The following is a 12,270-nucleotide window of genomic DNA, read 5'->3' as shown; positions in this document are numbered from 1 at the left end:
AGGAGTCCGTGTGCGCTTATTACTGATTGAGGATGACGTGGCCCTCGGCGAGGGTATCCAGCATGCCCTGGAACGCGAGGGCTACACCGTCGACTGGCTGCAGGACGGCGGCAGCGCCTTGCATTCGCTGCTCAGCGAAACCTTTGATCTGGCGGTGCTCGACCTCGGCCTGCCGCGCATGGACGGCCTGGATGTGCTGCGACGCCTGCGTGACAGTGGCTCCAACCTCCCGGTGCTGATCCTCACCGCCCGGGATGCCACGGAAGACCGCATCGCCGGGCTCGACGCCGGGGCCGACGATTACCTGATCAAACCCTTCGACCTGGCCGAACTCAAGGCGCGCCTGCGCGCCTTGCTGCGGCGCAGCGCCGGCCGCGCCCAGATGCTGATCGAGCATGCAGGCATCAGCCTGAACCCCGGTACCCAGCAAGTCAGCTACCAGGGCGAACCGGTGGCCCTGACCCCCAAGGAATACCAACTGCTCCACGAATTGTTGTCGCCGCCTGGCCGCGTGATCACCCGCGATCACCTGATGCAGTTGCTCTACGGCTGGAGCGAGGAAGCGGAAAGCAACACCCTGGAAGTACATATCCACCACCTGCGCAAGAAGTTCTCCAGCCACCTCATCCGCACCGTCCGCGGCGTCGGTTACCTGGTGGAAGGCCGCCCATGACCTCTATCAGGCGTCGTACCCTGACGTTGATCCTCGGGCTGCTATTCCTTGGCCTGTTGATCATGACCGTACTCAACCTTCACGACAGCAATCATGAAATAGACGAGGTCTACGACGCCCAGCTGGCTCAGAATGCTCGCCTGCTGCAAGGGATCATGCGCATGCCGATGGCCAGCAAGGAGCACGCCGAGCTGTATCAGGCGTTCAACCAGGCGCTGGGCCAGGCCGTCCCCCAAGTCGATGGCCACCCCTATGAAAGCAAGATCGCGTTCCAGGTCTGGAACGCCCAGGGCGAGCTGTTGGTTCACACCTTGAGCGCGCCGGTCTTTTCAGCGGCGTCGGCCGCGCCCGGCTTCAGCGACGTGACTGATCCGAATAGCCGTAAATGGCGGGCATTCACCCTTGATGACACGCAGTACGGCCTAAAGATATGGGTCGGCGAGCGGGACGATGTACGCGCCGACCTGGTTGACCGGATTGTTCGTCACACCGTCGTCCCTAATCTGCTTGGCAGCCTGATGCTCGCTGCGGTGATCTGGCTGGCAATCGGCTGGGGCTTGAAACCACTGGTGGATATGGCGGCGACGCTGCGCGCGAGGCATCCCGGTTCTCTCGAACCGTTGCAGTTGATGCCGTTGCCCACGGAGCTTGAGCCCATGCAGGCGGCCCTCAACCGGGTGCTGGCACAGATTCAGGAAGTCATGGGCCGTGAACGGCGTTTTATCGCTGACGCCGCCCATGAAATGCGCACCCCATTGGCGGTACTCAGGGTGCATGCGCAGAACCTGATGGAGGAGGGGAGCGAGCAGGATCGCCGCGAATCGCTCGAGCATTTGATTGCCGGCGTGGACCGAACCACTCGGCTGGTCAATCAGTTGCTGACGATGGCGCGTATTGAACCGCAAACGGACACCCCTGCAGCACCCTGCATCGATCTGGCGGCGACGGTTCGCGAAAGCCTGGTCCAGCTGACGCCCTGGTTGTTGAACCAGGGGCTCGAGCTGGCTTTCGATGTCGACGAAGGCATCGGCCGTGTCAGAGTCAACGCGGCGGCCATCGACATCGCCTTGAACAACCTGGTGACCAATGCAGCAAACTTTTCGCCGCCCCACGGACTGATCACGGTGCGGCTGGCCAAGAAACAGGAACACTACGAACTGTCCGTCGAGGACCAGGGGCCGGGAATCGATGAGACTGAACGCGAGCGACTCTTCGAGCGTTTCTATAGTCGCGGAAATGCTCAGGGAGCAGGGTTGGGGCTGACTATCGTGCAGGCCATTGCAGCGCGCCTGGGCGGGCAGATCAGATTGGAGAATCGCCACTCTGGCGGGCTGCGGGCGACGTTGGAGATTCGTCGCTTTTAATGCGACGGCCGATTGCTCTGTATCTCTGATGAATGATTGCCGTGAGCCATTCAATGGATGCAAGACCTGTGCTAATGCATGCCACACTGGCTAGTTAACGCATCTGAAGGGACGGGGCTACCGTCCCTTTTGATATAGCTAGCTGAGCGGCTTTCATCGTCATGCCAATGATCACATTCCCCAAAATTGCCCAGGACTTGGTCTGGTACTCAGGATCAAGGCCTGCCGTCTCTCTGTCTTTGTAGGCTCTGGTATCGAAGCGTTTGGCCCATTGCGGTTCGCGGGAATGGCTCACCAGTGAATCAACCAAGACGTGTGTCTTGGCCGACAGAGTCATCAGGCCACGGACACCTCTTGCTCGCGGGCTTGCTTGGCATTCGAAATGTCGACGGCGTGGGGCAGGGCGACGCTGTTCTTGGCGGCAAGGATCTCGGCCATGACGCTCACGGCGATCTCGGCGGGGGTCTTGCTGCCGATGTAGATGCCGATGGGGCCGTGCAGGCGCTGGAGCGAGGCTTCGGTTTCACCGAAGTGTTCGATCAGGCGCTCGCGGCGCAGCTGGCTGTTGCGCCGCGAACCGATGGCGCCGATGTAGAAGGCCGGACTGTGCAGGGCCTCGAGCAGGGCCAGGTCGTCGAGCTTGGGGTCGTGGCTGACGGCGACGATGCAAGTGCGCAGGTCCGGGGCGAATTCGCGGACGATGTCGTCCGGCATGCCGACCAACTGCTCCACGCCCGCCACGCTCCAGCCGCCGATGTATTCGGGGCGGGGGTCGCAGACCACGACCTGGAAGCCGTTGAACAGCGCCATGGTCGCCAGGTATTCGGCCAGCGCGCCGGCCCCGATCAACAGCAGGCGGTAGCCGGGGCCCAGGGTGTTGACCATCTGCCGGCCATCGAAGATGAACTGCTCTGGGGTAGCGCTGATGGTCAGGGATACCTGGCCGCTGCCCAGGTCCAGGCTGCGGCGCACCAGCTTGCCGGCGTTGAGTCGGGTCAGCAGCCGTTCGAGGGCATCCCTCGAGGGGGTTAATTCGAGGATCAGCTCCAGCGTGCCGCCACAGGGCAGGCCGAAGCGGTGCGCTTCGTCGGCGCTGATGCCGTAGCGCACCACCTGCGGCGGCCCGTCCGGGAGGCCATTGCCGCCATAGGCGTTGGTGTAGCGGTGGATCAGGTCGTCCTCGATGCAACCACCCGACACGCTGCCGACCACCCGACCATCGCCGCGCAGGGCCATCATCGAGCCCACGGGGCGAGGCGAGGAGCCCCAGGTACGGGCCACGGTGGCGAGCAGCACGCGGTGACCGGCCTGGAGCCAGTCATGGGCGGTGCTCAGGACCAGTAGATCGATGCTTTCCATGGGGACCTCGGTTGTTCAGGGGAGGGGCGGCTGGCGGATCCGCTCCTGGCCAAGGGGATCGCCAGCACCTCGCTCCTTTTTTCAGCGCATGTGCAGGATGATCGGGCTGCTGCTGGCCGGATCGGTATGCCCGCGCAGCTTGCCGACCGCTTGCGCGTCGACCGCGCCGCCCGAATTGCCCCAGGTGCCGCGCACGAAGCTCAGGACCTCGGCGATTTCCCGGTCCGACAATTGCTCGCGAAAGGCCGGCATGCGGTAGGCATCCGGCACGCCGGCGGCGACCACGCGCTGCGAGCCGTTTAGGGTGATGTTGATCGCCGACGCGTTTTCCTTGGCCAGTGCCGAAGTGGCGCCCGCCAAAGGCGGCATCCACTCGGCCTGGCCCTGGCCGTCCAGGCCATGGCAGGAGGCGCAGCGGGTCACGTAGGTATGGGCTCCGGGGCTGTCCAGGCGGGTGGCGGCGGACACGGCCTGGTACTGCCAGGGCGCGCCGTCGCGCTGCGGATCGCCGGGCAGCGACTTGAGGTAGCGGGCGATCGCGGCCAGGTCCTCGTCGGCCATGAACTGGGTGGAGTTGTTGAACGCCTCGGTCATCGAGCCGTAGACCACCGCGTGCTGGTTACGCCCGGTCTTGAGGAACTGCACGATCTGCGGCTCGCTCCAGCGGCCCAGGCCGGTGTTGGAGTCCTGGCGCAGGCTCGGCGCGTACCAGCCGTCGAGCAGGGCGCCGGCGAGGAACGGCGCGCCGGACTCGTCCAGGGCCTGCTCGTTGAACGCCAGGCCGCGCGGGGTGTGGCAGCTGCCGCAGTGGCCCGGCCCCTGGACGATGTAGGCGCCGCGGTTCCACAACGCATCCTGCGCAGGCTTGGCCGCGTAGGGCGTGCTCGGGGCGAACAGGCCGTTCCACAGCGCGATGGGCCAGCGCATGTTCAGCGGCCAGGGGATAGCGCTGGGGACGTTGGGCTGGCTGACCGGTTGCACGCCTTTCATGAAGAACGCGTACAGCGCGCGCATGTCATCGTCGCTGAGCTTGACGTAGGACGGGTAGGGCATCGCCGGGTAGAGCCGCCGACCGCCCGGGGCGACGCCATGGCGCACGGCGCGGTCGAAGTCGGCCAGGCTGTAGGCGCCGATGCCGGTGTCCCGGTCGGGGGTGACGTTGGTGGCGTGGATGGCGCCCAGCGGCGTGGCCATTTCCAGGCCGCCGGCGAAGGGCGCCTTGCCCGGCAGGCTGTGGCAGGCCACGCAATCGCTGACCCGGGCGACGTACTCGCCGCGGCTCACCAAGGCGGGGTCGAAGCGGGTCGCCGCGGCCTGTTCCTGCTCGAAGGGCGAGGCGGGCTCGCGGGTGACATACCAGGCCAGCAGGCCTGCCGCGACCAGGCACGGCAAGGCCAGCCAGCCTGCGGTTCTTGCGAATCGGCGGTTATTCATGGGCAGTCCTTGTCGGTCAGCTGAAGGTGTATCGGCTCAATGGCAGGCTACGGATGCGCTGGCCGGTCAGCCGCGCCACCGCGTTGGCCACCGCCGGCGCCACCGCGGGCAGCGGTGGCTCGCCGACGCCGCCCATCTTTTCGCCACTCTCGACAATCCGTACATGCACCCGCGCCATGCGTGACGGCGGCAGGATCGGGTACAGGTCGTAGTTGCGCGCCCGGGGCTTGCCGTCCACGTAGACCGCTTCTTCCACCAACGTCTGGGACAACCCCAGGGCCACGGCACCATTGACCTGGGCCTCGACGATCGCCGGGTTGACGATGCTGCCCGGGTCGATGGCCTGCCAGATGTCGTGGACCTTGACCTGGCCATTTTCGATCGACACTTCGGCGATCGCCGCCGTGTGCGAGCCGAACGGCGAGGCCATGGCCACGCCGCGGGCGCGGCGAGTGCCGTCCTCGGCGGTGAACGGGCCGCGCTTCCAGCCGCCGGACAGTTCGCCCACCGCCTGCAGCAAGGTGGTCAGGCGCGGGTTGTCGCGCAGCAGGTGCTGGCGTAGCTCGTACGGGTCGCGGCCGCCTTTGTCCGCCAGTTCGTCGAGGAAGGCCTCGTAGAAGAAGTCGTTGAGCGAATTGCCCACCGAGCGCCAGTAGCCGAGCATGGCCGGCCCCTTGACGTAGATCTGCGCGATGCGCTTGTTGGCAATGGCGTAGGGCTTGCCCGACAGACCTTCAAGGGCCGAAGGGTCGAGTTTCTCGCCCTGTTTGCCGGCGATGGCCTCGGTGGGGCCTTCGGTGGCGCTCACCGCTTCGATCGCCACCGGCAGCCCTTGGGCATCCAGCGCGGCCTGGAACTTGACCACGGCGACCGGACGCAGCACGTCACGCAGGAACTCTTCCTCGCGGCTCCAGATCAGCTTGACCGGGCGGCCGACGGCCTTGGCCAGGGCGATGGCCTGTGGGTAGGGACAGGCCGAGTCATAGAGGAAATGCCGGCCGAAAAAACCGCCCAGCAACGGCGAGTGCAGGGTGATCCGCGAGGGATCGAGACCGGTGCGCTTGGCGATGTCGGCGCGGAACATGTCCGGCGCCTGGTTGGGCAGCCAGACCTCCAGCGAACCGTCGGGATTGAAGCGCGCCAGGGCCGAAGGGGGCTCCAGCTGGGCGTGGTTGAGGTACTGGTTGTGGTAGGTGGCCTCGACCCGGGTCTTGGCACTGGCCAGGGCGGCGGCCACGTCGCCTTCGTTTTCGTCGTCGCGGGCCGGGCCTTGCTGGGCGGCGAGAAAGTCGCGGAACGCATCGCTGGAAAAATCAGCGGGCATTGGCCGCACCTTCGAGTCGGCGGACGCTTCCTGCCAGTCGACCTGGATGGCTTCCACCGCGCGCTTGGCGTGCCACCAGCGTTCGGCGACCACCGCCACCGCGCCGGGCAACTGGTGAACGGAGTGCACGCCTTTCATGGCCTTGACCTGGGCCTCGTTGCGCAGGCTGCCCACGCTCATGCCCAGGCGCGGCGCGTGCTGCACGGCGGCGTGGAGCATGCCGTCGACCTTCAGGTCAATGCTGTACAGCGCCTTGCCGGTGGATTTCTCATAGGCATCGACGCGCCGCACCGGCTTGCCGATCCAGCGGAACTGGCTCGGGTCGCGCAGGGTGATGCTGGCCGGATCGGGCACCGGCATGTCCAGGGCGCGACCGGCCAATTCACCGTAGCCCAGCGAACGACCGGAAGCGGCATGCAGCACCCGGCCAGGCTCGGTGGACAGCTCGGCCAGCGGTACGCCCAGTTGCTCGGCGCCGGCCTGCAGCAGCATGGCCCGCGCCAGGGCGCCCAGGCGGCGCATGGTCGGGTAGCTCATGCGCACCGACATGCTGCCGCCGGTGATGCGCATGCCGTTCTCCATGACCACGTAGGCTTCGCCGGGCGGCGCGGCCTCGACCACGAAGGTGGCGGGGTCGGCGTCCAGCTCTTCACCGACGATCTGCGCCATGGCGGTGTGGGTGCCTTGTCCGCCTTCCATGAAGGGGCTGAGCAGGCGCACGCTGCCATCCGGGCGAATCTCCAGGAACGCCGGCACCTGGGTCCCGCGTTCCGCGGTGCTTGCCGTGGCGGCCAGGACCCTGGCCGAACCCAGCGGCAGGCCGAAACCGAGCACCAGCGCGCCCACGGCGGTGCCGGTCAGAAAGCGCCGGCGGGACAGGTTGACCGGTTCGTCCAGCGGCAGGTCCAGGAGGTCTTCAGCGAAATCGATGGGCTTGTTCATCAGGCGCTTTCCTTCTTGGCAGGCTGGGCGGCCAGGTCATGCACGGCGGCATGGATGGCGTTGTAGGTGCCGCAGCGGCACAGGTTGACCATCGCCGCCTCGATCTGCTCATCGCTGGGCGCGGGGCTGTGCTTGAGCAGCGCGGTGGCCGCCATGACCTGCCCGGACTGGCAGTAGCCGCACTGGGCCACTTGGTGCTCGACCCAGGCGGCGACCACGCGCTTGCCGACTGCGTCCGCCTCGATCGCCTCGATGGTGGTGACCTCGCGGCCGACCACACCCGCCACCGGGGTGACGCAGGCGCGCACCACATTGCCGTCCACCAGCACCGAACAAGCGCCGCACTGGGCCAGGCCGCAGCCGTATTTGGTGCCGGTCAGGCCCAGGTCATCGCGGATCACCCACAGCAACGGCGTGTCGGCGTCGGCATCGACCTGATAGGTCTTCTGGTTGATTCGTAGTTCCATGGCTCACCTGCTGATCATCGGTTGGTGTGTCGTTGTTTTTTCTTCAGGAGGCGCCACGAGGCGCGTCCTTGCTCAAGAAACGCGGGTAAAGGGGCGGATACGCCAATCCGCTGCCCCGTGCGCCGGGCTGGCCGCGAGCACGTCGGAGTGGGCCGGAAGGTCCAGCGAGAGAAAATGCGAGGAGGTGTCGAGGGTGTGTGCCAGGGGCGATGCCTGGCCGGCGCGGGCTTGGGTCATGGCAGCTGGCTCCTAGTGATCGGACTCTAGCCCAGGGGCCAAGGGTTTCCTATCCGATACCCGGCAAGCTCAGAGGATCAGGCAAGTATTCCAGAGGAATGCGCAATAACGCGGGGATGGGAGGCGTCTAGCAACTGCAACGAGTGACAGACAAGGCGGGGTTTATGGGCTGGCTACGGCTTGGGGGGAGGGCTTGGAAGGAGAGCGTCGCGATGAACCGTCGGGCCGCGCAACCTGTGCGCGACCCGACGGATTTGATCCCCGCTTAGATCCGGTGGATCTGGGTGATGTGCGGCTTGCCTTTAATAGGCGCGTAGATTTCCACTACGGCCTGCCAGCTGTCCGACGAGCCAGGCACCGTTGCTTTCGACAGATAACGATAGTTCGTGCCGTTGACGACTTGGGTCGAAACTTTTTCAGGGGTGTAGTGCACACCCACGAACCCGGCCAGGGCCTCTTTGAATACTTCCCGATCCTTTGGAGTCAGTTCGTGGTAAGGAGTCCATCCGCCAACAAAGTTCTCTTGAGCCGACATACGATATATCTCCATATATAAGTTCCTACTCGTCTGGCTTTTCGGAGTCCGCCCCGTTTATTGAATGGTTTCCGGGATCCATTGTGCCGAGTGGGTTTCCCAAACGCCTGCTCATCGTGAAACAGGGTATTGGGGAGAACACCGGCACGTACTGCACAAGTCGCGCACTGCAAGCCATCAAGTGGCGGGCGCGAACCGCTGGTCATGGAGGATGAGGTGGTCACCGGCTTCAGATCCTTGTGCCTGATGGAAACAGCCTTCGATGAATGATGACTGCCAGACCTCCGTGTCTTGCCTGCAGCAGCTGTGCTTATAGGGCATGCCGCTGGATGGCCTTAAGCTATCAGGCGGCAGTGAAAAGTATGTCCGCATTTGGCTGTGTGAGATGTAAGGCGTTGGCTATTGGCTACGAGCGGCCAGAGCCCTTGAACCTGCTATCAATATTGAGGTTTATCGAAGGGCACAGTGCCGTTATCGAGATATCGGTTCACCGAACGCGACTGTTTGGCTGAGAAGCAAGCCGAATGAAGACGCTTTAAGGGGTTAGCCTGTAGCCTTGAACGATTGCAACCTGCGAGTTTCTGTTTTGGCTAGAAGTGTAGATAGGCGCGACTATGAAAATGTAGACCGTCCCATCGTGGTCATGGCGAAGGACTACCCGGCCGCATATGCCGTGGCGCCGCATGCCCATTCCTGCGGGCAGCTCATCTACGCGGTTTCCGGCGTCATGGAGATCCGGACGGGCACGGGCCTGTGGCTGGTGCCGCCGCAACGCGCCTTGTGGATGCCCGCGGGAATCTCCCATGCCATGCAGACCCGAGGCAGCCCGGTGGCATTGCGCACAGCCTATGTTCGCCAGGATCGCTATCCCACTGATGCACCCCTGCACCCCGGCGCGGTACGGGTTTCGAACCTGCTGCGCGAACTCATCCTGCGTGCGGCGACGATTGCCCTTGATTATCCAGAGGACAGCCGGGATGGCCGCATCCTGAGCCTGATCCTCGAAGAGATTGCCTGGTCGCCGGAACAAGGGCTGCATTTGCCCACGGGCCGCGACAAGCGCTTGGTGGCCACCTGCGAAGCGATCCTGGCCAACCCACAGGATAATCGCACGCTGAACGACTGGGCCGGCCAGCATGGCGCGACAGCGCGCACACTGTCGCGGCTGTTCACTGCCGAACTCGGGGTGCCGTTTCAAGTGTGGCGACAGCAGGCCCGCGTGATGGCGGCGTTGCCGCGCTTGGCCGCGGGCGAGCCCGTGACGACTGTGGCGCTGGACATGGGCTACGACACGCCGGGCGCGTTCTCGGCCATGTTCAAGCGGCTGCTTGGAGCATCGCCCAGCCGCTACTTTGCGTAGTTGACCGGGCGTGCGCTTGTCCTGTTTGACGCAGAGGTTGTCTTTCTGCGCGAAGCGTGACGAGAGGCGGGGCAACACACTATCAAGTGATTCGGCGGCCTACTGTCCGCCGCCACGATTGATAGGGCCTCCATGGACTCGCATGCAGCACAACGGCGCTTTCTCCTGCTGATCCTCAGCTCCACCTTTCTGCAAGGCTCGTCCTTCGTCGCCAGCAAGATTGTCCTGAGTGAATTGCCGCCGCTGTGGCTGGCGGCGCTGCGGTTTTTCGTGGCGGCTCTCTCGCTGCTGCCCTGGTTGTGGCTGCGCCACCGTGCCCGGGTCGCTGCCGGCACAGCGGTTCCGGTCAAGGCCATGCCCTGGCTGCGACTGACCATCATCGGCCTGTTGCAGACGACCGGTGTCATGGCGTTCCTGACCATGGGCCTGACGCAGACCAGCGCATCCAAGGCGGCAATCCTGATGGCCAGCAATCCGCTGGTGGTGGCGCTGCTGGCCGGCATCCTGCTCAAGGAGCGGGTACGCCCCCTGGCCTGGCTGGGCCTGCTGCTGGCCTTCGCCGGAGTGGTGGTCTGCATCGGTGTGCAGTCGGTGATGAGCGGCGCGATCGGCCCCGCGGAAGCGCTGGTCATGGCGGGCTCGACCTGCTGGGCTCTCGCCACGCTGGCCAGCAAGCGCTTTCGCTTGGCCGTCGATACCTGGACGCTGGCGTTCTGGCAGATGCTCATTGGGGCGGTCGCGCTCGCGTTGCTGGCCGCCTGGCGTGGCGAGTCCTTCAGCTTGCCGGCCCAAACGATGGTTGCGTTCCTGTGGCTGGCCATTCCCGCTTCGATGGGGGCCATGGGATTGTGGTTCGCGGCCCTGCATACGGGCGGCGCCGTGCGCACCAGCGGCTTCCTGTTTCTGTGCCCTTTCTTTGCCGCGCTGATCACCTTCGCCATCAGCGGCGACATGCTTTCCACCCACGAAATGCTGGGTGGCGTGATGATCGCCGTAGGCATTGTCTTGCTGTCCCGGACACCGGCCGCGCGGCCGGCCAGCCATTCCTCGCCCCGGGAAACCTCTTCATGACCCCCACAAATCCGCGCTGCTGGTGAAGGGGAGGAGGGCATGGCTGCTTTTGGCCAACCTGTGGGGCAACCCAGTGTGGGCCGCGGCAATTGCCTGTTCGTTGACCCGACACGCCGTCGACGATAGTTCATCATTTTTATTGTGGCTCTTAAGAGCGTTTAGTTTTAGAAAAGTGGCATGGCACCGATCACCATTGACATCTTTGTTCACCCACTGGATGAATTTGATAAAGGGTGGATCGAAGCTATCCTCACCAAGGACAGTGAGCTTAATTATTTCCAAATACGTGTTAAATATCTGGGCAGGAGCCAAGAGACATGACAGGGGAAGATCTGATCAGGGCTATAAACAACAACACAACACTCATGGAATTGAAGAATTGTCCTGGTGTGCCAGCTCAAATGAGCTGCGCTGTTTACGGGAAGGTGCAAGATGATGTTGGAAATGATGTCATCGAAAACAATGCGAGCATGAAGTACCAAATCGAACAAGCACTTTTATTTCGTGGTGATCACTCGCAGACAGCTGTTTGGCACTTTCTTATTACGGGATCAGCGGTTCATCACTTTGTCGTTATCCCTTGGTACAAGCAGTCAGTCGGGACAGTGTATACGGTCTTTATGGCTTACGAGCATAAAAAGGGCGACGAGTATGGGTACTCGGTGGATAAGTATGTCAAGCATATCCATCCAGCCCCTGGCGAGATTAAAGGCTACAAGGCAGTTTGGACGGCAAGCGACCTAAGTACCATGCTCTCTGACTTGCTAACTAAGAGTAACGCTTGGGAAGAGTATTTCGGTAATGTTGGACCCGCTCAGGCAGATACAATCCGCTACTATCAATACAAAGCAACAGCACTAAACTCTGCAGTTTCCAACGTGAATCAATACAGAGAGCTCTGTCGGTAGGCTACTTGGCCATCCTGGCACTTGGCCCGCGGTTACCCAAAGCCCACTTTCAGTGCCTCGATGTGCAGGTGGGCCTCGGCCAGCAGCTTCTTGAGTTGGCATTCTCCGGCTCGATCTTTAGGCTCTGGTGCGCGCTTATCACGCAAGTCACGCACCAGGCCCGTCAATAATTACCATTGGCCGCTTATGAGACAGCCGACGATTTCCCAACCGCTGTATTCCCACCAGGAATATCGTTCATCGGAGCAACTTCTGGCCAGGCTGGCCATCTGGATTTCGCCAGCTTTTTGATGGGTTCCGAAAGGAGTGTCAATAGAAGCTGTCACCTGATTGACGGTCTGGGGAGACTTGATGGTGGTCGGATGCACGGAAGCGTTCGCGACAGTTGCGGTGAGAGCGAGCGTCGTGGATACGGCCAGAGCAGTTATGGACTTTTTCATGTTCGAATCCTTTCAGTAATCTGACATGCGGCTTATACATCGACCTGACCTGCCTTTATCCAATATCTGAACAGATCGGGCACTCGCGTAGTGTGGCGCCATGAAAGCCTATCATCGCACTGCCTCCCGGACAGTCGCTCAACAACACTATTGACA

At 63.2% G+C, this 12,270-nt stretch carries 12 protein-coding genes; 5 read left to right on the top strand and 7 right to left on the bottom strand.

All coding sequences use genetic code 11. The features are described 5' to 3' along the window. The first annotated feature begins 10 nt into the window (after positions 1-10). Positions 11-673: a response regulator gene (locus PMI20_RS15510; protein WP_007925648.1), complete on the top strand. Its 663-nt coding sequence runs from the start codon at positions 11-13 to the stop codon at positions 671-673. Then, complete coding sequence (locus PMI20_RS15505; RefSeq protein WP_007925646.1) at positions 670-2,037, top strand: sensor histidine kinase; 1,368 nt, start codon at positions 670-672, stop codon at positions 2,035-2,037. The genes PMI20_RS15510 and PMI20_RS15505 overlap by 4 nt, the downstream gene beginning before the upstream one ends. Before the next feature lie 336 nt (positions 2,038-2,373). On the opposite strand, the gene PMI20_RS15500 is transcribed toward PMI20_RS15505, so the two are convergent. The 6 genes from PMI20_RS15500 to PMI20_RS15475 form a co-directional block, all read right to left on the bottom strand. Continuing rightward, complete coding sequence (locus tag PMI20_RS15500) at positions 2,374-3,396, bottom strand: XdhC family protein (RefSeq protein ID WP_007925644.1); 1,023 nt, start codon at positions 3,394-3,396, stop codon at positions 2,374-2,376. An 81-nt stretch (positions 3,397-3,477) separates the two neighbouring features. Continuing rightward, entirely contained in the window at positions 3,478-4,830 is a 1,353-nt protein-coding gene (locus tag PMI20_RS15495) for a c-type cytochrome (RefSeq protein ID WP_007925639.1), read from the bottom strand. A 16-nt stretch (positions 4,831-4,846) separates the two neighbouring features. Further along, a complete protein-coding gene (locus tag PMI20_RS15490) occupies positions 4,847-7,096 on the bottom strand; it encodes a xanthine dehydrogenase family protein molybdopterin-binding subunit (protein ID WP_007925637.1) in 2,250 nt (749 codons plus the stop codon). Continuing rightward, entirely contained in the window at positions 7,096-7,563 is a 468-nt protein-coding gene (locus PMI20_RS15485) for a (2Fe-2S)-binding protein (RefSeq protein WP_007925635.1), read from the bottom strand. The genes PMI20_RS15490 and PMI20_RS15485 overlap by 1 nt, the downstream gene beginning before the upstream one ends. Positions 7,564-7,635: 72 nt before the next feature. After that, positions 7,636-7,800 carry a hypothetical protein gene (locus tag PMI20_RS15480; protein WP_007925629.1) on the bottom strand — a complete coding sequence of 55 codons (165 nt, stop codon included), beginning with the start codon at positions 7,798-7,800 and terminating at the stop codon, positions 7,636-7,638. A gap of 265 nt (positions 7,801-8,065) precedes the next feature. After that, positions 8,066-8,335 carry a hypothetical protein gene (locus tag PMI20_RS15475; RefSeq protein WP_007925627.1) on the bottom strand — a complete coding sequence of 90 codons (270 nt, stop codon included), beginning with the start codon at positions 8,333-8,335 and terminating at the stop codon, positions 8,066-8,068. 643 nt (positions 8,336-8,978) lie between these two features. Here PMI20_RS15475 and PMI20_RS15470 point away from each other — a divergent pair. From PMI20_RS15470 to PMI20_RS15460, 3 genes are all read left to right on the top strand, one after another. Beyond that, complete coding sequence (locus tag PMI20_RS15470; protein ID WP_007925626.1) at positions 8,979-9,695, top strand: AraC family transcriptional regulator; 717 nt, start codon at positions 8,979-8,981, stop codon at positions 9,693-9,695. Positions 9,696-9,827: 132 nt separating this feature from the next. Then, positions 9,828-10,766, top strand: coding sequence for a DMT family transporter (locus PMI20_RS15465; protein ID WP_007925625.1), 939 nt, complete (start codon positions 9,828-9,830; stop codon positions 10,764-10,766). 317 nt (positions 10,767-11,083) lie between these two features. Next, positions 11,084-11,674, top strand: a complete 591-nt coding sequence (locus tag PMI20_RS15460) for a hypothetical protein (RefSeq protein ID WP_007925623.1) — start codon at positions 11,084-11,086, stop codon at positions 11,672-11,674. Between the two features lie 170 nt (positions 11,675-11,844). Here the strand turns inward: PMI20_RS15460 and PMI20_RS15455 are convergent, their stop codons facing one another. Next, positions 11,845-12,114: a hypothetical protein gene (locus PMI20_RS15455; protein WP_007925621.1), complete on the bottom strand. Its 270-nt coding sequence runs from the start codon at positions 12,112-12,114 to the stop codon at positions 11,845-11,847. Between the last annotated feature and the right edge of the window lie 156 nt (positions 12,115-12,270).

The organism is Pseudomonas sp. GM17 (genome assembly GCF_000282175.2).
Taxonomy (GTDB): Bacteria; Pseudomonadota; Gammaproteobacteria; order Pseudomonadales; family Pseudomonadaceae; genus Aquipseudomonas; species Aquipseudomonas chlororaphis.
Note: the sequence above shows the minus strand (reverse complement) of the source record. Positions and strands in the feature narration are given on the sequence as shown.

Excerpts from the sequence above, each read along its gene's own strand:
- PMI20_RS15500 (WP_007925644.1), bottom strand. The coding sequence starts at position 3,396 with ATGGAAAGCATCGATCTACTGGTCCTGAGCACCGCCCATGACTGGCTC.
- PMI20_RS15465 (WP_007925625.1), top strand. The coding sequence starts at position 9,828 with ATGGACTCGCATGCAGCACAACGGCGCTTTCTCCTGCTGATCCTCAGC.
- PMI20_RS15505 (WP_007925646.1), top strand. The coding sequence starts at position 670 with ATGACCTCTATCAGGCGTCGTACCCTGACGTTGATCCTCGGGCTGCTA.
- PMI20_RS15495 (WP_007925639.1), bottom strand. The coding sequence starts at position 4,830 with ATGAATAACCGCCGATTCGCAAGAACCGCAGGCTGGCTGGCCTTGCCG.
- PMI20_RS15480 (WP_007925629.1), bottom strand. The coding sequence starts at position 7,800 with ATGACCCAAGCCCGCGCCGGCCAGGCATCGCCCCTGGCACACACCCTC.
- PMI20_RS15475 (WP_007925627.1), bottom strand. The coding sequence starts at position 8,335 with ATGTCGGCTCAAGAGAACTTTGTTGGCGGATGGACTCCTTACCACGAA.
- PMI20_RS15455 (WP_007925621.1), bottom strand. The coding sequence starts at position 12,114 with ATGAAAAAGTCCATAACTGCTCTGGCCGTATCCACGACGCTCGCTCTC.
- PMI20_RS15470 (WP_007925626.1), top strand. The coding sequence starts at position 8,979 with ATGGCGAAGGACTACCCGGCCGCATATGCCGTGGCGCCGCATGCCCAT.
- PMI20_RS15490 (WP_007925637.1), bottom strand. The coding sequence starts at position 7,096 with ATGAACAAGCCCATCGATTTCGCTGAAGACCTCCTGGACCTGCCGCTG.
- PMI20_RS15485 (WP_007925635.1), bottom strand. The coding sequence starts at position 7,563 with ATGGAACTACGAATCAACCAGAAGACCTATCAGGTCGATGCCGACGCC.
- PMI20_RS15460 (WP_007925623.1), top strand. The coding sequence starts at position 11,084 with ATGACAGGGGAAGATCTGATCAGGGCTATAAACAACAACACAACACTC.